Source organism: Enterovibrio norvegicus (assembly GCF_002876705.1).
Classification (GTDB): Bacteria; Pseudomonadota; Gammaproteobacteria; order Enterobacterales; family Vibrionaceae; genus Enterovibrio; species Enterovibrio norvegicus_B.
Genome location: NZ_MDAG01000057.1, coordinates 91,594 through 116,755, shown reverse-complemented (window position 1 = coordinate 116,755; position 25,162 = coordinate 91,594). Strand labels below are relative to the sequence as shown.

The 25,162-nt window shown below is 47.2% G+C and carries 10 protein-coding genes; 9 read left to right on the top strand and 1 reads right to left on the bottom strand.

Annotated elements, in window-relative coordinates; all coding sequences use genetic code 11:
- Positions 1–52: 52 nt before the first annotated feature.
- A complete protein-coding gene (locus BCT27_RS20005; RefSeq protein WP_102317190.1) occupies positions 53–1,399 on the bottom strand; it encodes a sodium-dependent transporter in 1,347 nt (448 codons plus the stop codon).
- Positions 1,400–1,844: 445 nt separating this feature from the next.
- On the opposite strand from BCT27_RS20005, the gene cls reads away from it, so the two are divergent.
- The 9 genes from cls to BCT27_RS19960 all read left to right on the top strand — a co-directional run bounded on the left by cls (position 1,845) and on the right by BCT27_RS19960 (position 24,636).
- Entirely contained in the window at positions 1,845–3,305 is a 1,461-nt protein-coding gene (cls, locus tag BCT27_RS20000) for a cardiolipin synthase (RefSeq protein WP_102317191.1), read from the top strand.
- 341 nt (positions 3,306–3,646) lie between these two features.
- Positions 3,647–4,078 (top strand): MarR family winged helix-turn-helix transcriptional regulator, encoded by a 432-nt coding sequence (locus tag BCT27_RS19995; RefSeq protein ID WP_102317192.1) that lies wholly within the window; start codon positions 3,647–3,649, stop codon positions 4,076–4,078.
- 283 nt (positions 4,079–4,361) lie between these two features.
- Positions 4,362–4,664, top strand: a complete 303-nt coding sequence (locus BCT27_RS19990; RefSeq protein ID WP_102317193.1) for a hypothetical protein — start codon at positions 4,362–4,364, stop codon at positions 4,662–4,664.
- 275 nt (positions 4,665–4,939) lie between these two features.
- Positions 4,940–5,866, top strand: coding sequence for a LysR family transcriptional regulator (locus tag BCT27_RS19985; RefSeq protein WP_102317194.1), 927 nt, complete (start codon positions 4,940–4,942; stop codon positions 5,864–5,866).
- A gap of 136 nt (positions 5,867–6,002) precedes the next feature.
- Positions 6,003–6,554 (top strand): porin family protein, encoded by a 552-nt coding sequence (locus tag BCT27_RS19980; protein ID WP_102396567.1) that lies wholly within the window; start codon positions 6,003–6,005, stop codon positions 6,552–6,554.
- A gap of 25 nt (positions 6,555–6,579) precedes the next feature.
- Positions 6,580–7,071, top strand: a complete 492-nt coding sequence (locus BCT27_RS19975; protein ID WP_102396566.1) for a hypothetical protein — start codon at positions 6,580–6,582, stop codon at positions 7,069–7,071.
- A gap of 144 nt (positions 7,072–7,215) precedes the next feature.
- The gene (locus BCT27_RS19970) at positions 7,216–8,136 is read left to right on the top strand and encodes a manganese-dependent inorganic pyrophosphatase (RefSeq protein WP_102396565.1); all 921 of its coding nucleotides are present in this window, start codon (positions 7,216–7,218) and stop codon (positions 8,134–8,136) included.
- 633 nt (positions 8,137–8,769) lie between these two features.
- Positions 8,770–21,267: an immunoglobulin-like domain-containing protein gene (locus BCT27_RS19965; protein ID WP_102396564.1), complete on the top strand. Its 12,498-nt coding sequence runs from the start codon at positions 8,770–8,772 to the stop codon at positions 21,265–21,267.
- A gap of 489 nt (positions 21,268–21,756) precedes the next feature.
- Complete coding sequence (locus BCT27_RS19960; protein WP_102396563.1) at positions 21,757–24,636, top strand: VCBS domain-containing protein; 2,880 nt, start codon at positions 21,757–21,759, stop codon at positions 24,634–24,636.
- Positions 24,637–25,162 lie beyond the last annotated feature (526 nt).

Sequence of the window (25,162 nt, the reverse complement as noted above, 5' to 3'; positions counted from 1 at the left end):
ATCCCCAGCTCAATGGCCGAGGATTTTGTCTCGCATCATAAGTAGCGAGTGTTTATTTCAGCACCGGCCATAAAAACACAAGCGCCATCAGAATAGGACATACAACACGAACGTACGTTGGCCAGATTTTCCAGAACAGGCTGTCTTTTAACTCAGGGTTACCTTGGCTCAACTCTTCCAACACTTGGTTGCGCTTCCAGATCCACCCTGCAATCAATGCCATGATAAGACCTAGGATTGGCTGCATGTACTCGGTGGTGACACTAATCACCAAACCAAACATAGAGCCGAAGTTAAGGATAATTAGGGTTGAGAACAGCGCAATCGCACCGCCAATCCACCAAACAACGGTTTTACGATCTTTGTTCAGCTCTTCTGACGCGCAAGAGACTGGCACTTCGAGCATTGAGATAGACGATGTCAGTGCAGCAATAACCATAAGAGCAAAGAACGCAATGCCAATGATTAAACCTGCACCACCCATGGTATCAAACATGGCTGGCAGCACACTGAACACCAGCGTATCGCCATCAAGTAATGCACCCGCTTCATTGTAGATTTCTACGCCATTGTTTTGCGCAACGAACATGGCTGGCAAAATCAACAGACCCGCGACAAACGCAACCCCCGTATCAAGAAGCGCAACTTGGGCTGCCGTCTTTGGAATATCAGCATCTTTACGTAAATAAGAGCCGTATACCATCATGGTGCACACACCAATAGAGAGTGAGAAGAAGGCCTGACCCATTGCACTCACCATTAGATCCGGAGAGAAGTGCGACATATCTGGAACAAGGTACATCTTCAACCCTTCCATTGCGCCGTCTTGGAACAAGGTGTAAGCCACCATTGAGATGAACAAAATGAACAGCACAGGCATCAAACGGCTAGACCATTTCTCGATACCGTCGGTCACACCGCTTCGCACAACGAAGATGGTCAACAACATGAAAACAATCATCAACACGATATTACGAGCCGTACCAAAGCCTTCTAGCCATGCGGCCGCGTTTTCAAAACCCATAACACTGAGCACGGGGCCTATCAAAAAGCCAAAGAACCAACCGGCTACGATGGCATAGAAGCTCAAAATACCGCTAACACCCAACATGCCCGCGATACCGACAGAAGAGGCGAGTAACTTTTGCTTCGGTGCAATCGAAATAAGAGAACGAATAGGGTTAGATGCACCAAAACGACCAATGGTCAGTTCTGCAACCAATAATGGGTAAGCAAGAACAAACACCATGATCAAGTAAGTGATAAGAAAGACAGCACCACCATTGCTTGCTGCTTGTGTTGGAAACCCCCAAATATTACCCAAGCCAACCGCAGAACCTGCTGCGGCAAGAATGAAACCTAAACGCGAAGAAAACTGGGCTCGATGACCACTTGCCATATGTACTCTCTACTACAAATGTAATTGTGATTGTTATTATCGTTATACCCAAGGGACCGGACGTAGCTCCCTAAAATTGGGCGCCTCAGCCTGATGAGGTATATCCAGCTTCTACTACCAATCCTTGGCACTCCTCCGCCGGAGGTGTAAATATTTTCTTACAGGAGCAGTTAAGCCTGTTTTATTAACAGGCATGGCAAGTAAACCAGTTTAAGAATAAAATTTGAAGCGAATGCGCTATATTTTTCGACCAAGTAGCATATTTAACCATATCCAAACCTCATATCATTACTTTCCAGCAATCAAATCCACACGCACTTTTAACAACTCATCACATTCTGCAAAGATAGCTAGTCAATCAACCTCAAGATCGAGAACACTAATCCGTCTATTCAGTGCATAATGTCCTTAACTCTCGTTACCCAATTGGGCTGAATCGTTTGATATGGAAAAGATTTATCAAATCCTCGTCTGGGCAAGTGTTTTCTTTTATTGGCTTCTGATTGCCTCTGTCACCATTCGTGTTGTCTTAAAACGACGTGCCCTTGGCGTATCCATTGCTTGGCTTATGATCATCTACATTGTTCCGATTGTGGGGGTGATCTTGTACTTGTTGGTTGGCGAACTAAACCTCGGTAAGAAACGGGCTGAACGATCCCGTGCAATGTACCAGCCCTATCGCGATTGGATGGAATCTCTCGGCGGATGCGATGCACACCGACCCCAACACCAGAGCTTTCTATCTCGACCCGTTCATGACTTATGCCTGAAACGCGCTGGCATCCCTGCTTTGGCGGGAAACCTTCTCTCATTACAAAGCGAAACCGCAGATATTTTGCGTTCAATTGCCACTGACGTTCAAAAAGCCGAGCACTCGGTCAATATGGTTTTTTATATATGGCAACCCGGCGGACACGCAGATGATGTAGCTAAAGCGGTCTGCGAAGCAGCAGAGCGCGGCGTTACTGTGCGAATCATGTTGGACTCCGCAGGCAGCAAAGCCTTCTTTAAAAGCCACTGGCCTGATGCTATGCGAAAAGCCGGTGTTGAACTCATCGAAGCACTCGCGGTAAGCCCACTGCGTATGTTCCTTCGCAGGCTAGACATTCGGCAACACCGCAAAATTGTGGTGGTAGACAATAAGGTGGGTTATACAGGCTCAATGAACATGGTCGACCCACGTTTCTTTAAACAGGATTCAGGGGTAGGTCAGTGGATTGACATCATGGTGCAAGCAGAAGGGCCTTCTGTGCCGATCCTAAACAGTATCTTCGCTTGGGATTGGGAAGTTGAAACAGGCTTGCGCTACTTACCTAACTTGCCCGAGTGCAGTTTGATTGAGCAACACGTCCACGCCAACCACGCAGTTCAAATTGCGCCATCCGGCCCAGGCATGCCTGACGGTATTATTCAGCAGATACTGATGATATCGATTCACCAAGCAAAAAAGAGCGTAACGATAACAACACCCTACCTTGTTCCCAGTGAATCCTTGTTGGGCGCGCTTCAAACAACAGCGCAACGTGGCGTGACGGTGAATATCATCATTCCTGCGAAAAACGACAGCTTAATGGTGGATTGGGCGAGTCGTTCCTTTTTTACCGATTTATTGCAAGCGGGTGTAAATATTTATCGATTCAATGGCGGTCTGTTACACACCAAGTCCGTCATGATTGATGAAGCGTTCTGCTTGATCGGAACCGTTAACCTCGATATGCGAAGCCTATGGCTCAATTTCGAACTCACACTGTGCGTGGATGACCCTGATTTCTGTCGAGACCTCATCACACTTCAACAAACTTATATGGCGCACTCAACGACAGTGTCTCTTCAAGAATGGCGTAACCGTTCCATATTCAACCGACCTGTAGAGCAATTTTTCTACATGTTTAGCCCACTTTTATAATTTAGCAGTCAACCATGTTGACTACTTTGCAATCAATGTAACTGCATTAATAATTACTTACATTTTTAGATGTGAGTAATTATATTTTTACAAGTTTACATCCGAATAATAAACATCCATTTTTTATTAAATGATTTTTCTATATTTTGTGTATTTATGTCAAAGCACACCATATTGAACAAATAAACATCAAATTAAATATACCTAAAAGTAATAGAGCAAAATTTGTTATCAATAGGCCTAAAATCTTTCATGCTGTAAATGTATAGGTCATTAGACTTTCTTTACATTCTGGATGTAAGATCTCACTCACTCAGTACAACAAAATTAAAATAAATATAATGGTGGATATTCAATCGGAGTTTGGCGCACTGTGTCGTTTGGTTTCGCTGAAAGCGTCTAAGCGTTTTCATGACAAACTAGAAGAGCAAGGCATCAACGTTAGTCCAGAGCAGGCGATTACCATCAATGCAGTGGCTAGTGCAGGTGAGTTACGTCAAGGCGAGTTAATGAGCTTAAGCTATTTAGCGAGCGAAAAATCTAAAGTCAGTCGTGTCGTACAAGGGTTGGTTGTCGATGGTCTTATTGATCGACGTGACGATGTACATGATCGACGCTCTAAAATTCTAACCTTGACCGAAAAAGGACAAGCGTTAGCAGATAAATTGCTTCAAGCTGAACAGTTTAATGGCGACCTCGTTTCGTCACTCCTTTCTCAGCAAGAAAGCACCCTTCTGCAATCGACATTGAAGAAAGTGGTTAGCGCTCTTTGAGTCTTTCAAAAAAGCCCAGTTCGCACTGGGCTTTTTTATATCTATATCTATTCTAATGCAGTTCAAAGTCCCGTCCTTCTTAGCTTGCAGCCATAAACGCTCACCTTCTTCAGCGTAAAAAATCGTTTATAAACCGTACCTTGTGCTTAAAAAAACTTTTATTTATGCATCATAACCTTGTCATCATTTGCCGAGAAAAGTCGATCATTCCCACCACCATTATGCGCTCGGTTGACTACACTTCAATTTCGCAATCAAGAGTGGCGAATTCAGGGGAAATCACATGCTGGCGAGACATCGAAATTACCTATTGAAAGATACCAAACAACTCCACGCTCACATCGAGGTAAACCCAGTCGGTTTACTCGAAGTCGAGATACTTGAAAAGCACCAATGTCATTCTGCTGAATTTGAGCAATTGAAGTTTGAACGTAGCGGAAGAGTGACGAAGTTGGTCGGCAAGCACACGTCAAATGGTAAGCCTGTTCACTGGCAGCTCCCTCTTGCTAACGACGATGCCAGAGAACTTGAAAACCTCATAGAAGAAGCAGCCGAAGAGCTAGAAATACTCATGAGGGACCTATAACAAAAAATTTTAATGAGCCTAACGCATAAATAGGAATCCACTGTTATCCATTATGCCTTTCAGCGCTGTCGATTCAGCGCTTTTCTTTTTGTCTAATATTTTATATAAGTCAGTATTCCTGCATTTAAAAACAAGGCAGTATTTCAATACACTTTTTCGCGGTCCTCACCGCAAGAAACCATTAAAAATCACATCATTTCCCCTCTTCGTATCTGGTTTATCTTTCCGGCCTTCTGCATAATATGAAAATATTTTTTTAATGGAATGTAACTAAAATGGCGAAGGATCTGTTTAATACTCTCGATCTTAACTTGCTGCGAACCTTCCTTGTTCTCTTTCAAGAAAAGAACACGCGTAAAGCCGCTGAGCGTTTGTTTGTTACACAACCTGCCGTTAGCCAAAACTTGAAAAAGCTTCGCCACCATTTTAACGATGAACTCTTCATTAAAGTGCAAACAGGCTTAGAGACAACACCAGAAGCAGAACGTATTGCCTCTGCCATCCTCCCTCATATTGATGCTCTCTATGCTGCACTTGGAAGTTTGGAAGAATTTGACCCTAAAACCATAAGAAGAAAAATTCGCTTAGCGCTTGGGCCTCAGGTATTAACATGCATTTCTGGGGCTTTGGTTATTGAACTCAAAAAACGTGCGCCTTACATTGAGCTCGACCTCGTTCAGTGGACAGCGTCCACGCTTGAAGACATCAGTAACGGTGATGTTTTACTTGGCATTAACTATCAATATCCGTATGTGGCAAAACACATAAAGCAAGAACAGTTAACCGTCGTTACTGGTTGCTGTGCTGTGAGAAATGACCATCCAATCAGTGATGATGCAGCCACACCAGAGACATTCTCAAAATACGAGATCGCATCACTACTGATCCCAGGTTGGAGTGAGGACTTACCAATAGCAGCCAAAGAGTTGAAAGAACTGGGCCTCCCAAGCCCCGTTGGGTTTCGTTCCGCTTTTCCTATGGCTATTGTGGATGTGATTCAACGTACCGACATGTACTACCCCACCACAGATTTATTCCCCTTCGACACCTACTCAAATATTCGCCGTGTCGATGTTCGATCAGACAGTATCGAATTTAACTACCCGATTTTAAGCTACACCCACCAACGCAATAAAAACGATGCACTCGTCGCTTGGCTCAATGAATTGTTAACATCATTGACCTCCTCATCATTGCAATAAGCGTTGCTTATCAGCGTCATTAGTACACGCACTTAGCCTCTGCCTGCTATACGTCGTATCTTTCCCTTGCCGTTTGGAGAAGGCACTTACGACGTTTCATAGCATGGACGCTCTCCTTTAACATTGAGAGCAAATAATGAAAAAAACACTCGCAGTAGGCACCGCATTTATTCTTTCCTTTTCTGCCGCTTCTATCGCTGATGACTTTAGCGGTCATCGCGTTGGCATTGGTTATGCCAAAAGTGATGCGGTTTTTGATGGTCAATCCGTCGATTGGGGAAAAGGGTTTAAGCTTGAGTACGGCTATGACTTTAACCGTATCGTTGGTGTTAATACTTCCTACTCACGCACCAGCGACGAAGAGAACTTCTTTGGCATTGCGTCTTCAGAAGTGAAAAGCAACACCTTCAAAATTGACGCTGACATTGGTTACACCTTCGATTTGGATGGGGCTCGCGTAAAACCTTATGGCGTTATCGGCCTAGGTTGGAACAAAGACCAGATCAAAGAGCACATCAATGGCCAAGAAATCTTTAACAACACGTACAAAGATTCGTCTCTGTATCTCGGAGCAGGAGTTCGCGCAAGTTTAGACATGGGTCTTTACGCCGATATTCGCTTTGACTTCCCAACATATGATGACGTTGACACTGACCAATTCTCGTTTTCTGTCGGCTACAAATTCTAGTCCTATGTTTTAGGGAAAAGATCTCATGATAAAAAAATCACTTTGCACAATGGCTCTGTTGGCAAGCTTTTCTGCAGCAGCAGATATTCATTTTTCTCCTGACCTAAAATTGGGTATGCAATGGGGCATTGGTGCGCAGTTAGGACTGCAAGATGTAATGGGGTTTGAAGCTGTCTATGGCAGCTTTGGCATCTCCGACTCTCATTGGTATTCCGACAAAGAATCTGTGAAGCACTATCGAGTTGGCGTTCAATATGAAGAGAAAAAGTATCAAGCATATTCAGTGCAAATGGAGGCTGGCGTTGCTGAGTACAAAGGGAGCCGTAACTATTACGGAAGAGACAGAGAGGATCTCAAAGCTTACGGGCCGAGCGTTGCAGCAGCACTGGTGTTTGACTACAACTTACCGATAAAAGTGAGATATGGGCTTGAGTTGAATTATTTTAGGCATCAAGAGACCTACTTACCAAGTGGCCTCGCCCCTCAGATTAACGCAGGCATAATTATTCCGCTGTAACTGAAGATATTGGATTTAAGGCGTACTCTCAGAGCAACTGCTACATAAATTGTTACCGGATCTGCGGCCACGCGCCAATGTACATTTAAAGTCACTCTGGTAAAATGCGCCAAAATTCAAATGTGAGCATCACGAGAGCCAACTATGCCAATGTATGTAGTGGGACATAAGATCCCTGATTCAGATTCAATCTGCGGTGCAATTGCACTTGCATACCTTAAAAACCAAATCGAAGAGCCTGCAGTCGCGACTCGCCTGGGTGAGCTATCTCCAGAGACAGCGTTCATCCTTGATCGCTTTGGATTCGATGCACCTGAGCTAAAACTTAGCTACGCCGGTGAAGAAGTTTACATCGTTGACCACTCTGAACTTACTCAAGCGCCTGATGACATCGCTCAAGCAACGATCGTGGGCATTGTTGATCACCACAAATTGGGTGATCTAACCACATCAACACCGCTAGAGTGTTGGATCCGCCCTGTCGGCTGTTCAAACACCGTAATCAAAATGATGTACGATTTCTGTGGCGTTGCTATTCCTAAAGACATTGCGGGCATCATGTTGTGTGCAATTCTTAGCGACACTGTTATCTTCAAATCGCCAACGTGCACCACTGCTGACATTCGCTGTGTTGAAGATCTGGCAGAAATCGCTGGCATCGAAGATTACAAAGCATTGGGCATGGACATGTTCAACGTGAAATCTTCTGTTGCTGGCACACCAGCACGTGATCTTGTTATGCGTGATTTTAAAGACTTCAACATGAACGGTAACCTGGTTGGTATCGGCCAACTTGAAGTTGTTGACCTGGCTGTTTTTGATGACATCAAAGAAGAGCTAGAAGCTGACATCGCTGCGCTAAAAGAAGAAGGCAAACGTCACTCTGTCATGCTTCTTCTTACCGACATCATGAAAGAAGGTTCAGAGCTGCTGGTTGTATCTGATGACGTAGCCATTATTGAACGCGCATACGGTCAAAGCACAGAAAACGGCCGCGTATGGCTTGATGGTGTATTGAGCCGCAAGAAGCAGGTTGTTCCACCGCTTCAAGACGCATTTGCATAACTGATTGCAACGAACACATAAAAGGGGCGGATCAATCCGCCCCTTTTCATTTCCCATTGCAGCATTTTAGTGCGTAAAAGAACCTCTCGTTAAACAGCCTAAAACTAAAAGCACCCGTTCGTTTCTCCAACACATTTTCTCAATAACGCTATGAGACATGTCACATATAGCGACACCGTCTAATCTCTCATTTTTCCGCTGTAGCCATCAAACCACACCGTCCATTCTATAACAGAGCCTCTCCACGCCTAAAGTGCCTTAGTAAATAGACAAATCCAACAAGAATCATGCTGGATTATCGTTGACATTCAGCTCATAAATGAAACAACTAGAATATCAGCCAATCCAGCCATTTAGCTAGGCAGATTTCTCCATTAGGATGTCCACACTCGTAGGCTAACCGCATAAATTCTGTACCTTTCTGCAGTTATTGATGCAATTTGTCTGTTTAAAACCAAGCTTCCAGTTTTTCAACTAATGTAAATTTAAATAACGGAAATTCTCATAATGTAAACAATTGATGTCATTTAGTGCGAAGACTGCAAAGATTTTTAGCACTACTTTCCATTAGATTTTGTATTGTTAACAAACTAAATAAATAAAATTATAAAAAATCGAACCATAGGAGCAGGTATGCCAGATTCGGTTATAGGACAATTGGCAGGGAAGGCCTTTATCATCGAGCCAGATGGCACGATAATAATTGCAGCCGAAGACTCAGTTTTACGCGATGGAGATATCTTCATCTCTGCACTGTTTGGACATAGCGACAAGAGCCAAAAAGCCGTTGTAATAGACATACATCAGGACCGTGTTCTTCTTCAGGAGCAGGAATCGCTCACAGAACTCATGATACCTGACAACCTTGATGTGTTGGATATTCTTACCGCGCTGGAAGAAGGCCAAGATCCAACGCAACTCGAAGGCGTTGAGGCTGCTGCTGGCAATGCTGCGGGCAATGCTGCCGACAGTTCATCGATTGCGGCCCAAGCCATTATTGAATCTGGGAGCACCTCCCATGTTTATGCTTACGCAGGCTTTACCACCCAAACTCCTACTGATTTTGGACTGACGCTTCAGCAGCTAGAGTCCATTGACCGAGTTTTCATTGCCGAAACGGAAGATCCTATCGCCTCACTGACCGGTGATAACACCATCGAAGAAGGCACGTCTGCGTCCTATACCATCTCTATCTCAAACGCTGTCGACACTGATACGCGTGTCAGCGTTGTCATTAGCCATAAAACATCCGAATCAGGCGATATCACCCCAATAACCCGTGAAGTCATCATTCCCGCTGGCCAAACATCAGCGACCTTTTCTATTGATACGATTGATGATGTTTTTGATGAAACCGCGGATAGTGACACCTTTACCGTGTCGATTTCTGACATTAAAACCGGCGATGCAGAGCAAAACATTGCCATACCTCCGTCCATCGAAACCAACATTTTGGACGAAGACGCTCTCAACCAATCACAAAACAGTGACGCTCCAAGCCTAACCTTATCTGGCAGTGAAACAGTCATCGAAGGCGATTCTGCGTCCTACACGCTTACGTTGTCACATGCGCCAACATCCGACGTCACCATCACCGTCGTTATTTCTCGTTCAACAGCAGAAGGCGACGATGTTTCAGAGAGCACTCGCGAAATAACCATACCGGCAGGCGGCAATTCGGCGACGTTTAGCATCGACACCATGGATGATGTGTTTGATGAATCGAATGACGATGACGTGTTTAGTGTTACGGTATCAAATGTTGAAGGCGGTGGGTTTGAGCGATTACCCTCTCTGCCAAATTCTGTCGATACCATCATCAATGATGGCGATGCGAGTGCACCAACCTTAACATTAACAGGCGACTCCTCAGTCAATGAGGGAGAGTCGGCGAGCTATACCATCACACTGTCGGAACCGCCTTCGACGGATATGACAATCACTGTCACCGTAGGGCATAGAACCTCAGAAAATGGCGATATCCCCCCTGTTACGCGCAATATTCTTATCCCCGCAGGCTCAGTATCGACAACGTTCAGCGTCGACACCGACAACGATGTTTATGACGAAAGTAATGATGGAGATGTCTTCTCAGTAACAGTGAATGGCGTCTCAGGCGGTGGCTTTGAACAAAAGCCCGAACTCCCACCCTCTTTCGACACCACATTGAATGATGGTACTGCCGACGCACCTACACTGACCCTTACGGGGGATTCAAATGTCACGGAAGGTGGCAATGCGAATTACACATTAACCCTGTCTCATGCCCCATCGTCTGATTTCACTGTCACAATCGTTGTTGGACACCAAACGTCTGAGAACGGCGACATCACACCAGAAACACGCGACGTAGTCATCGCCGCAGGTACTACATCCACAACCTTTATCGTTGCGACTGCCGATGATGTTTTTGACGAAACCAACGACGTTGATGTTTTTGATGTCTCAGTAGGTAATACGTCCGGCGGAGGATTTGAACAACAACCGACCGCCCCAACAAGCATCGCAACAACCATTGACGAAGATACAGATTCTTCGGATAAGCCAACCCTGACACTCACTGGCGACAATGAAGTGACTGAGGGTGAAGAAGCGTCATACACGCTGACCATTTCAGAAGCGCCGACTTCTGATCTCACTGTCACTGTCGTTGTGGGTCATAAAACTTCCGAAGACGGCGATGTCACGCCAGTCACCCGCAGTGTTGTCATTGCCGCAGGCACAACGTCTACCGACTTTACTGTCGCGACGCTGGACGATTCGATCCTGGAAACCACTGACGATGACGTGTTTGAAGTGTCCGTCACTGGGACGGCTGGCGGTGGATTCGAAGTACTCCCGGACAATCCAGCGGCGGTTGAAACCACGATCAATGAAGACACCACGTCAACCGACAAACCAACACTGACGTTAACAGGCGATTCGGAAGTTGTTGAAGGCGCAGAAGCGTCTTACACATTAACTATTTCAGAAGTACCAACCACAGATCTAACCGTGAATGTCGTTGTCGGGCACAAGACTTCCGAAGACGGCGATGTCACGCCTGTCACTCGCGATGTGGTGGTTGCAGCAGGCACAACCTCAACAGATTTCACCGTTGCGACATTGGACGATTCCATTCTGGAAACCACTGACGATGACGTATTCGAAGTCTCAGTGACAGGCACCTCTGGCGGTGGCTTTGAAGTGCTGCCGGATAATCCGTCTGCAGTTGAAACGACGATCAATGAAGACACAACGTCTACCGACAAACCAACCCTGACGTTAACGGGTGATGCGGAAGTTATTGAAGGTGCGGAAGCGTCGTATACGTTGTCGATCAGCGAAGCGCCGACTTCTGATCTCACTGTCACTGTCGTGGTGGGTCATAAGACTTCCGAAGATGGTGATGTTACCCCTATTACTCGCAGTGTCGTCATTGCAGCGGGCACAACCTCCACCGACTTCACCGTCACTACCTTGGACGATTCGATCCTTGAAACCAGCGACGATGATGCCTTTGAAGTGTCGGTAACAGGTTCTACGGGCGGCGGCTTTGAAGTACTGCCAGACAACCCAGCGGCAGTTGAAACCACGATCAACGAAGACACGACTTCAACCGACAAGCCAACGCTCACCCTTACAGGCGATGCGGAAGTCACCGAAGGCGAAGAAGCGTTTTACACGCTCACCATTTCAGAAGTACCAACCACAGATCTAACCGTGACTGTCGTTGTGGGTCATAAAACTTCCGAAGACGGCGATGTCACCCCTATTACCCGAAGTGTCGTGATTGCAGCAGGCACAACGTCTACCGACTTTACCGTTGCGACCTTGGATGATTCGATCCTTGAAACGAACGATGACGATGTGTTTGAAGTGTCAGTCACTGGCACTTCTGGTGGTGGCTTTGAAGTCCTTCCAGATAACCCAGCAGCCGTTGAAACCACGATCAACGAAGATACGACATCGACCGATAAGCCAACGCTAACGTTAACAGGCGATACGGAAGTTACTGAAGGCAAAGAAGCGTCTTACACGCTCACCATTTCAGAAGCACCAACGACAGATTTGACTGTCACTGTCGTGGTTGGACACAAGACTTCAGAAGACGGCGATGTCACCCCTGTGACCCGCAGTGTCGTGATTGCAGCAGGCACGACGTCAACTGACTTCACCGTTGCGACCTTGGATGATTCGATCCTTGAAACCAATGACGATGATGTCTTTGAAGTGTCCGTCACTGGCACGGCTGGCGGTGGCTTTGAAGTCTTGCCGGATAACCCAGCCGCGGTTGAAACCACGATCAACGAAGACACGACCTCGACCGACAAGCCAACCCTGACGTTAACTGGCGACAATGAAATGACTGAGGGCGAAGAAGCGTCATACACACTGACCATTTCAGAAGCGCCGACATCTGATTTAACTGTTACCGTCGTTGTGGGTCATAAAACCTCAGAAGATGGCGATGTCACACCAGTCACCCGAAATGTCGTCATTGCAGCAGGCACAACCTCTACCGACTTTACCGTTGCGACCTTGGATGACTCCATCTTGGAAACCAACGACGACGATGTGTTCGAAGTCTCGGTAACGGGCACTTCTGGCGGTGGCTTTGAAGTCTTGCCGGATAATCCGTCTGCAGTTGAAACCACGATCAATGAAGACACAACGTCTACCGACAAACCAACCCTGACGTTAACGGGTGATGCGGAAGTTACTGAAGGCGAAGAAGCCAGCTACACCCTGACCATTTCAGAAGCGCCGACTTCTGATCTCACTGTCACTGTCGTGGTTGGACACAAAACCTCAGAAGACGGCGATGTCACGCCTGTCACCCGCAGTGTTGTCATTGCAGCAGGCACAACCTCGACCGACTTTACAGTAGCAACCTTGGATGACTCCATCCTTGAAACCAATGACGATGATGTCTTTGAAGTGTCGGTCACTGGTACGGCTGGAGGCGGCTTTGAAGTGCTGCCGGATAATCCAGCCGCGGTTGAAACCACGATCAATGAAGACACCACGTCTACTGACAAACCAACCCTGACGTTAACGGGTGATGCGGAAGTCACTGAAGGCGAAGAAGCGTCTTACACGTTATCTATCAGCGAAGCCCCAACAACAGATTTGACTGTCACTGTCATTGTCGGGCACAAGACATCAGAAGATGGCGATGTCACGCCAGTCACTCGCAGCGTTGTCATTGCCGCGGGTACAACGTCGACTGATTTCACCGTTGCAACTTTGGATGATTCGATCCTTGAAACCAGCGACGATGATGTCTTTGAAGTGTCGGTAACAGGTTCTACGGGCGGCGGCTTTGAAGTCCTGCCGGATAATCCGTCTGCAGTTGAAACGACGATCAACGAAGACACGACTTCAACCGACAAACCAACCCTGACGTTAACGGGCGATAGCGAAGTTACCGAAGGTGAAGATGCGTCGTACACGCTGACCATTTCAGAAGCACCAACCACAGATCTAACCGTGACTGTCGTTGTCGGGCACAAGACTTCCGAAGACGGCGATGTCACACCCGTCACTCGCAGCGTTGTCATTGCCGCGGGTACAACGTCTACCGATTTCACTGTCGCGACACTTGATGATTCGATCCTTGAAACCACTGACGATGACGTATTCGAAGTCTCAGTGACAGGCACCTCTGGTGGTGGCTTTGAAGTCCTTCCAGATAATCCAGCATCGGTCGAAACCACGATCAATGAAGACACCACATCGACCGATAAGCCAACGCTGACACTTGCGGGTGATAGCGAAGTCACCGAAGGCGAAGAAGCCAGTTACACGCTGACCATCAGCGAAGCACCAACGGTTGATCTAACCGTGACTGTCGTTGTGGGCCATAAAACCTCAGAAGACGGCGATGTCACCCCTATTACCCGAAGTGTGGTGATTGCTGCGGGTACAACGTCGACTGATTTCACCGTCGCAACCTTAGATGATTCGATCCTTGAAACCAATGACGATGACGTATTTGAAGTGTCCGTCACTGGCACGTCTGGCGGCGGCTTTGAAGTCCTGCCAGATAACCCAGCATCGGTTGAAACCACGATCAACGAAGATACGACATCGACCGATAAGCCAACGCTAACGTTAACAGGCGATGCGGAAGTTACTGAAGGCGAAGAAGCTAGCTACACGCTCACTATTTCAGAAGCACCAACCACAGATCTAACCGTGACTGTCGTTGTCGGGCACAAGACTTCCGAAGACGGTGATGTCACACCAATCACCCGCAGTGTCGTCATTGCAGCAGGTACAACGTCTACCGACTTCACCGTCGCAACCTTGGATGATTCCATCCTTGAAACCAATGACGAAGATGTCTTTGAAGTGTCTGTGACTGGCACATCTGGCGGTGGATTCGAAGTCTTGCCAGACAATCCAGCCGCGGTTGAAACCACGATCAACGAAGATACGACCTCGACCGACAAGCCAACCCTGACGTTAACGGGCGATAGTGAAGTTACCGAAGGTGAAGATGCGTCGTACACACTGATCATTTCAGAAGCACCAACGGTTGATTTAACCGTGACCGTTGTTGTGGGTCATAAAACTTCCGAAGACGGCGATGTCACGCCTGTCACCCGAAATGTGGTGATTGTTGCGGGTACAACGTCGACTGATTTCACCGTCGCAACCTTAGATGATTCGATCCTTGAAACCAATGACGATGACGCATTTGAAGTGTCCGTCACTGGCACTTCTGGTGGTGGCTTTGAAGTCCTTCCAGATAATCCAGCAGCCGTTGAAACGACGATCAACGAAGATACGACATCGACGGATAAACCGACCCTGACGTTAACGGGTGATGCAGACGTTACCGAAGGCGAAGAAGCGTCGTACACGTTATCTATCAACGAAGCCCCAACAACAGATTTAACCGTCACCGTTGTTGTCGGGCATAAAACCTCAGAAGACGGCGATGTCACCCCTGTTACTCGCAGTGTCGTCATTGCAGCAGGTACAACCTCTACCAACTTTACTGTCGCGACGCTGGATGACTCCATTCTGGAAACCACTGACGATGATGTCTTTGAAGTGTCGGTAACAGGTTCTACGGGCGGTGGCTTTGAAGTACTGCCAGATAACCCAGCCGCGGTCGAAACCACGATCAATGAAGACACCACGTCTACTGACAAACCAACCCTGACGTTAACGGGTGATGAGGAAGTTACTGAAGGCGAAGAAGCCAGCTACACGCTGACCATCAGCGAAGCACCAACGGTTGATCTAACCGTGACTGTCGTAGTTGGACACAAGACCTCCGAAGACGGTGATGTCACACCAGTCACCCGAAATGTGGTGATTGCAGCAGGTACAACGTCTACCGACTTTACTGTCGCGACACTTGATGATTCGATCCTCGAAACCAATGACGACGATGTGTTTGAAGTGTCAGTCACTGGGACGGCTGGCGGTGGCTTTGAAGTGCTGCCAGACAACCCGTCTGCAGTTGAAACAATCATCAACGAAGACACCACGTCGACCGACAAGCCAACCCTGACGCTCACAGGCGATGCGGAAGTTACCGAAGGCAAAGAAGCGTCTTACACGCTGACCATTTCAGAAGCGCCGACTTCTGATCTCACTGTCACTGTCGTTGTGGGTCATAAAACCTCAGAAGATGGCGATGTCACCCCTGTTACCCGAAATGTGGTGATTGCCGCGGGTACTACGTCGACTGATTTCACCGTAGAGACCTTGGATGACTCCATTCTTGAAACCAATGACGAAGATGTCTTTGAAGTGTCTGTGACTGGCACATCTGGCGGCGGATTCGAAGTCTTGCCAGACAACCCAGCAGCGGTCGAAACCACGATCAACGAAGACACGACTTCAACCGACAAACCAACGCTCACCCTTACAGGCGATGCGGAAGTCACCGAAGGCGAAGAAGCCAGTTACACCCTGACCATCAACGAAGCGCCAACGGTTGATTTAACCGTGACCGTTGTTGTCGGTCATAAGACTTCCGAAGACGGCGATGTCACACCAGTTACTCGCAGCGTTGTCATTGCCGCGGGTACAACGTCGACTGATTTCACCGTTGAGACCTTGGATGATTCGATTCTTGAAACCAACGACGATGATGTCTTTGAGGTGTCGGTAACGGGCACATCTGGCGGTGGCTTTGAAGTCTTGCCAGACAACCCAGCGGCGGTTGAAACCACGATCAATGAAGACACAACCTCGACCGATAAACCTACGCTGACACTTACGGGTGATAGCGAAGTCACCGAAGGCGAAGAAGCGTCTTACACGCTGACTATTTCAGAAGCGCCGACTTCTGATCTCACTGTCACTGTCGTGGTTGGACACAAGACCTCCGAAGACGGCGATGTCACGCCAGTAACTCGCAGCGTTGTCATTGCCGCGGGTACAACGTCTACCGACTTTACTGTCGCGACACTTGATGATTCGATCCTCGAAACCAATGACGATGATGTGTTTGAAGTATCAGTCACTGGCACAGCTGGCGGTGGATTCGAAGTGTTGCCGGATAATCCGTCTGCAGTTGAAACCACGATCAACGAAGATACGACATCGACCGATAAGCCAACGCTAACGTTAACAGGCGATACGGAAGTTACTGAAGGCGAAGAAGCCAGCTACACGCTGACCATCAGCGAAGCCCCTACTTCTGACCTAACTGTGACGGTCGTTGTCGGTCATAAGACCTCAGAAGACGGCGATGTCATCCCTGTGACGCGCGATGTGGTGATTTCTGCAGGTACGACTTCCACCGATTTCACTGTCGCAACCTTGGATGACTCCATCCTTGAAACCAATGACGACGATGTCTTTGAAGTGTCTGTGACTGGCACATCTGGCGGTGGATTCGAAGTCTTGCCAGACAACCCAGCGGCGGTTGAAACCACGATTAACGACGGCGATGTTGATGCGCCAACCCTTACGCTGACAGGAGATAGCAGCGTTGAGGAAGGAAGCTCAGCAAGCTATACCGTTTCTATATCTGAAGCGCCAACTTCCGACATGACAATATCCATTGTTGTCGGGCATATATCATCCGAAAATGGTGATGTAACACCTGAGACACGTAATGTCACCATTCTGGCGGGAACAACCGCAGCAACGTTCGAGGTGTCGACAAGTAACGACTTGATTGATGAATCCGCTGATGCCGACGTCTTCAGCGTGTCTGTTGATGGTATTTCGGGTGGCGGATTTGAGAAACAACCTGAAGCACCTGCTGCGGTTCAAACCACCATTAATGATGGTACTGCCGATGCACCAAGCTTGACGCTTACTGGTGACAGCTCTGTCGATGAGGGAGAAACCGCAAGCTACACCCTCACTGTTTCAACAGCGCCAGTGTCAGACATGAATATCACCGTGGTCATTGGTCATAAAACGTCAGAATCTGGCGACGTCACTCCAATCACAAGAACCGTCACGATAGCTGCTGGCACAACGTCGCAAAGCTTCACTGTTGCGACTACCGAAGACACATTGAATGAATCAGCGGATAACGATGTCTTTACGGTGTCAGTATCAAACGTGTCTGGTGGTGGGTTTGAAGCACAACCTGCGCTACCTGACAGCATCGAAACCACCATCGATGATGACGACATTTCATCCTTGATCGAGGATGTCGGCCCACAATCTGTATCCGGTGTGTTGCAGGTTATTGATGACAGTGACAATGCGCTTACTTTTGCCAACACAACCGTTGTTGGGGAATATGGTTCTCTAACACTGGTTGATGGCGATTGGACCTACACTCTCTATCAAAATGCTCAATCGCTAAACGACGGTCAAGAAGTGAATGAAAACATCACCTTGACCGCAACAGATGGTACACAGCAGGTTATTTCTATCGCAGTGACAGGCACACAAGATGCTGCTGTCGTGACGGGGAATTTCACAGGCAGTGTGGATGCCGATGGATTCAGCATCAATTCAGATGAAACGAACAATGTTCATGCCGACAGCGGGGCCGTGACAAGTACGACAAACGCGGCATGGACAACAACGTCCACCACAATCAATGGTGTGCCATACGTTATCGCGACACAATGGGGAGCAGGCACAGTTTCTACCTTCCTATCACGCGTGAATGATGATGGAACACTCACTGAAACTGATCGCATCACATACAACCCAAATGACGGTACCGTTGTGACATCATCAGGCGGCGATATCACCGCTGATCTGACTGCACTCGGTATCGAAGCAAGATCACTTGGCAATGGATTAACGCAATCCAACGCATCAAATATTGACGGCCAGCCAACGCTATTTGTGACATCGCAAAATAGTTCCTCTCTCACCGCTTGGAATATTTCGGATACTGGGACGCTCTCCATCAATGGCGGGATCACAGATATCAATTCAGATGATAACCAAAGTTTTATAAGAGAAAACGTCACGTTCGAAGGGGCAGATGGCACAGACTACATCTATGTGACACGACCAGGAACCGACGGCATTTCCAAGCTCACTTATGATGCACAAACGGGTGAGATGGTTAATACCAACGAGTTTATCTTTGGCGGAGAGTCTGTCTCTTCCATCGATGTCTTCACCAATGACAATTACGACAGCTTCCTCGCTGCTGCCTCCAATGACGCGGTAAGAATTTTTTCTATTGACCAAAGTACAGGGGCATTAACTCTCGTCGATACGGCAACAGTCGCACAGGGTACGAGCAACAGTGTGAATTTCTATCACACCAGTGATGGACGAACCTACGCCATCTACGCCAATAATTCGAGTAACCAAGCGACCATCTTTGAGGTGAGTAGCACCGGCGAACTCACTCAAACCGATACCGTCAATGGCGCAGGACATTACTTTGCTTCTGCCGGTTACATCGATGGCGAACCTGTCTATGTGATGCCAAATGCAACCCAAGGTGTTGACCTCTACACCATTGGCCAAGATGGGAAATTAGTCTTCCAAACTAACGTGGCAGATATCGAAAACGATTGGACACCACCTGTTATCGTCCAAACCGAGGATGGCAGTTATTATCTGGTGGACAGTGATGGCGAAGATAATGGCATTGTCAGCACCACCAAGCTGACCTTCGGCAATAGCGAAAGCAGTAACACTGACGATTCTAGTGTCACAGTGTCAGGTATTATCGGCATTTCGGACATTGATTCGAACGACAACCCTAGCTTCGAAAACACCACAATTCAGGGCACTTACGGTTCATTGACTCTGATAGATGGGACATGGACATACACGCTGGATAAGGATAAATCTGCAAACATCCCAGATGATGAAACGACACAGGACATCTTCACGCTAACGGCAACGGATGGAACAGTGCAAAGTATCGTCATCGATGTGACAGGTCATCAGCCAGCCATTGATTTGAGTCTGCAAGGCGAAAACACAGGAAGCATTATTGTTGATCTGTCACCACAAGCGGCATCACCAGGCTTTGTTGAAGACAGTTCTACAGGTGATGTTGCGTTCACGCTGGATGCTTACACGGCAGACCTTGTCGATGACGCAGATCTTTCGGATTCTCTCGAAACACGTATCCAAATCACCTCATTGCCTAATGATGGTGTGCTGTATTATTTCAATGACAGCGGCACTAAGATTGCGGTTGCGTTAAATCAAATCCTGCCAGATGACACCGCTTTTGTGTTTGAACCTGACCGCTCATCTGTCACATTTGCCGCAAGCGATATCACAAGCTCTACTCAAACAACCATCGTAAAAGACGGGATCACCGTCTCTGGCGGCACATTCTCAGGCTCTAAACCGGACTCAAGCAGCACGATTACACCCGCCAATATCGCGTGGGAATTCCAAGCTGGCGAAAGTGGCATTGGTGTTGGTGATGATAGAGAGCTCACATCCACCCTCAATGAAGTCATGGTGATCGAATTTACTGGTAGTTCGGATATCACGAGCAGCAACATCGTGGTGAGTAGCGCTTACGGTAACTTTTCAGACACCCGTCCAGCAAATGGACAAGCGCATGCCATCGTTTATCGTGATGGACAAATCGTTGGTGAATATGACTACCCTAACTTGTGGGAAGCATCTGGCGGCGACGGTATCGCCACCATTAACATCGCGGACCCTGACGGGTTTGATGAAATACGCTTCTATGTCACTGCAACTGTGAATTCAAACCTAAACGTCACCAGCATTTCTGCAGAAGGCGTGAACACCACCGAAACTGAATTCAGCTATAAAGCGATAAATTCACTCAACAATGAAAGCGAAACGGCAACGGTTACATTGGGAGAAACCATCAACGACCAAGTGTCTGTTACCACACCATCTAAGGCGACAGGCTCACTGTCTGTTGTGGGAGCTAGTGGCCTTGCAGCAGTATTTGCCAATACGACAGAAACTGGCCTGTATGGAGAGATAGTGCTTGTCGACGGAATGTGGACCTACACGGTTGACCCTACGCGCCTTGATGCTATTCCTGATAACCAGAGCGTCCAAGATGTCATTACCTTGACCGCAACAGACGGCACAACAACAGATGTCACGATTGTGATTGGAGAGTCAGAAGGTGCCATCACCAATTTCTATACTTCCATCGCTGATGACAGCCTGTCAGACATCATCAACATGAACAATGTCACTTTCCTTGGCAGTGCAAATGACGACCTCATTCAAGGTGATGATGACGAAGATGCCATCCTTGCGAGAGAGGGTAACGACCGCATTTTTGGTGGTGATGGGAACGACACCATTGATTTAGGGTTCGGTGATGACTTTGTCTCTGGCGGACGTGGAAACGACATTCTGGCCGGAGGCGAAGGCGAAGATACATTTGCGTATTTCAGTGGAGATGAAGGCACTGGCTCAGCCCCTGCCGTTGACCATATTAGCGACTTTAATACACAAGAAGACACGCTGAACCTGACCGACCTTCTTCAGGGTGAGACAACAAGCACCGTCGATCAATATCTCAATATTGTTGATGACAGCCAAGGGCACGCCATTTTGAATATATCAAAAAATGGTGATGGCGTGGTAAATCAACAAGTTGTGTTTGATAACTTAAGCGTTGATGACATGGCGTCTGCATATCAAATTGACACCAGTAACATGACAGCAGCTCAAATAAGCACTTCCGTCATTGACGCAATGCTTATGCAATCAAAATTGGTAATTGATTAAATCACCTCAACGACAACTCGTTACTTTTATAAATTAACCCCAAATATTTAGACGCTTAGCGTTTAGATTTTGGGGGGATTTATTATCAACACGCAACAATAGATACCCCCTTCATCAAGCAGAAAAATAAAACACTGCAATCACCTTACGAACTTATCGCCTCAAAATATTCACTCACCAACAAACTAGGCACGTAATAAAAAACAACCAGATATTTCATTACAATTACGCCTCACTAGTGAGACTCACAGGACGCACTGTCTAGATATCCTTCAAAACACTACGGATTTAATATGGATCTGATTGAATATTACCACTGCGCGATATTTACAGTGTTCAAACATAATTAGTCGTTAGTCTCAATTGTTAGATGGATAAAATCATGTTGTGCGAGAATGGGCGATATTTCAGCGCTGATTTTCTTATAAATTCTGACAGATAAAAATACACATAAATATAATTTAAAGACGCGGACAACAGGAGTGCATAATGCCGAATTCAGTTCTCGGTCTAGCATCCGGAAATGCATATATCATAAAAGCTGATGGTTCTATTCAAATTGCTTCCGATAATCCCACCCTTTCAGAGGGTGATATTCTCATTCCTTCAAAATCGGCAGCGAAAAACAGCGACATCGATAATGACAGCAATACCAATGAGGGAGATCTTGGTGTTGCCACGCAAGATGGTCAAGAAGTCGCTCTAGACGACCTTCCTGCCGATGTTCAACAGATCATCGAAGCATTGGAGCGTGGAGAAGATCCTCTCAACGAAGAGGATTCAGAACCAGAAGCAGGTCCAGACCTTCTAGGATCATCCATTACCGCTCCCCCTATCGTTGAATCGGGCAGTGAACACGTACAAGTTGTTGCTGATTTTGCTCTGGACGATAGTGCATTAGCGACTGATTCTGCTGGCGGTGATGATGATGAAATCAGTGCATCATTACGTTTCATTCCAATAACGGCTGACGACACCTCTCCTGTTACCCCTCCTCCCGTCACGCCCGACCAACCAGCAGTATTTACTGGCACGCTGACAGGCAGCGTCAACTTTCTTGGTTTTGATGTAAACCCAAATGAAGGCAGTAACCTGACAAGCCCCAATGACGCGATCTCTAACGGTACACAACCCACGCGAACGACAACGACCATGTCGGTCACAGGTTTTGCTTTTGTCATTTCAACCACAACGGGTGGTGCAGGTGGTATGGCAACCATTTCGCGCGTCAACAATGACGGCACGTTGACAGAAACTGACCGCATTACCTACGACGCCGCGAATAACACCATTGAATCGACGTCTGCCGGCGACCTCTCTGCAGCACTGACCGCGGCGGGTATCGACGATATCGCCTTTAGCAACTTGACCCATTCCAATGCCTTTAACGTTGATGGTGTCGAAACACTGTTTTTGACATCCAACAGCGGATCTTCTATCACTGCATGGTCAATTTCAGACGCTGGCACCCTTTCATTCAATGGCGGAAAAAGCTTTATCAATGCAGAAGATTCTAAAAGAAGCATTGGTGAGAACGTGGTGTTTGAAGCAGAAGATGGCACGGAGTATATCTTTGCCACACGCCCAGGAGGCGATGGGGTCTCCAAATTCACTTATGATCCTGTCACGGGTCAAATCACCAACAATAACGAATTCATTGATGGTGGCGATGCAGTCTCAGCCATAGATATCATCACACTCGACAACTACAGCACCTTCGTTGTTACCTCATCGCGAGACAATATAAAAACCTTCTCGGTGAATCAAAGTAACGGTGAATTGACGCTGGTTGATACACAAATTCCAAACAATGGAAATGCATCTTCCGTCAACTTTTACCACACGCCGGATGGTAGAACTTACGTCATCTATTCCAACAATGACCGTGATTCTGCAAGCATTTATGAGCTAAGCAACACGGGGACGTTGACCCTCACTGACACCATCACTGGCAATGGACATTACTTCGCATCGGCTGGATACATCGAAGGGCAACCCGTTTACGTCACCGCCAACAAAGTAGAAGGGGTCGACCTCTACACCATTAGCGATGATGGCAAGCTCGTCTATCAATCAACCGTTGACGATATTGAAAATGATTGGACGCCTCCCGTTATCGTTCAAACCGAAGATGGTAGCTATTACTTGGTTGATGCTGACAGTAACTCCGCCACTGCCAAAATAGACATTGGCGATGAAGATGTGCTTACTGTATCTGGCTCAGTCGCGTTTATAGACCCAGACTCAAGCGACGTACCTGTATTCAACGACACAACCATCAACGGCGAATATGGCACCTTTACGTTGGTGAATGGTACTTGGACTTACACGCTAGAGCGCGATAAAGCCCAAAGTTTAGATACGAATGAGGTGGCGCAAGACACCTTTACTGTCACCGCAACCAATGGCGCACAACAAAACATCGTTATCGATGTCACGGGCAACAAACCCTATGTCGCCAACAGTGTCATCGGTAACAATACAGACTCGCTTGCACTTAACCTTAGTCAAACAACAGCGACTGGCACGTTATCGATAGTGAATGCTGACGGAGATTTGGCGGCGGTGTTTGCTAACACCACAGAGTCTGGAAGTTACGGTAGCCTCACATTGGTCAATGGCAACTGGACATATACCGTCGACCCTTCCCTTCTGCCTACCATTCCAGCAGGAGACACGATTCAAGATACCCTTTCGTTGCAAGCCACTGATGGCAGTAAAACAGAAGTGGTTATCGTAATTGGTCACACAGAAGCGGATATCAACAGCTACTACGATAGCCTCGCAGATACTGGGCTGTCAGACATTATCGACCTCAACAGCATCACCTTTGTTGGTGGTGAAGACGCAGACATCATTCGCGGTAACAGCGGTGACGATGTGCTTTTGGGGTTGCTCGGCGATGACATCATTCATGGCGGTGCTGGGAATGACACCATTGATTTAGGCATGGGTGATGACACCGTCATTGGCGGTGCAGGCAACGACACGCTTTATGGTGGTGCGGGAGAAGACACCTTTGTGTTCGAACTCGACGACATGGGTACTGCGGCGTCACCCGCTGTCGATACCATTGGCGATTTCAATACATCTGAAGACACTCTCGATCTGTCGAACTTGCTACAAAACGAACATGAAGAGAGCATCGGCCAATACTTGAATTTCATCGATAACCCGAGTGGTAACGCCACACTGCAAATATCATCTGAAGGCAATGGCGATATCGACCAGCAAATCGTATTTGAGAATAAGAGTGTTGTTGACTTCGCCAGCGATTATGGCGTGACCATCGCTGGTGTTGCTCCAGAGCAAATAAGCGCGGCGGTCATCGATGCCATGATTGCGCAATCGCAAATCATGGTTGATTAAACGACACAAGGTCGATTAAGTAACACAGAGCCAACCAATAAAAGCCAGCATCGAGAATTTCTCTACGCTGGCTTTTTATTTTCCGTACACATCTGCCGCTTCCCTATACAGAAAGTCCGTATCCCCACTGCTTCATCTCAACACCCAGTATTTTACGAATTTTACAACTTCTAGCTAAAACAAGGCGTTAGCCAAGCCAGTAAACATGCGTGTCTGCCTGTAAAAAACACCGTACAAAAAACTTTCACTTTTCGCTTTATTCCTGTTGATCAAGCTCACATTAAATTGCATAATCTGCTCGAAATTTCACCAAGAGGAATAACTCGTGTCACAGAAAATCGTCGCTAAAGTCTCTAAGAACGCACCACTTTTTGTACTAATGGGCGCAACTATCGCGTTTACCATGTTTAATGCAATGTACTGGGGCGGCGTGCTGTAAGGCACGAATACCTTAGAGTATGTTAGAAGCCCAACGCGCTTTTAACATCGGGGAAAACTGGCAGTTGACCACCCTCGTTTGACTGCC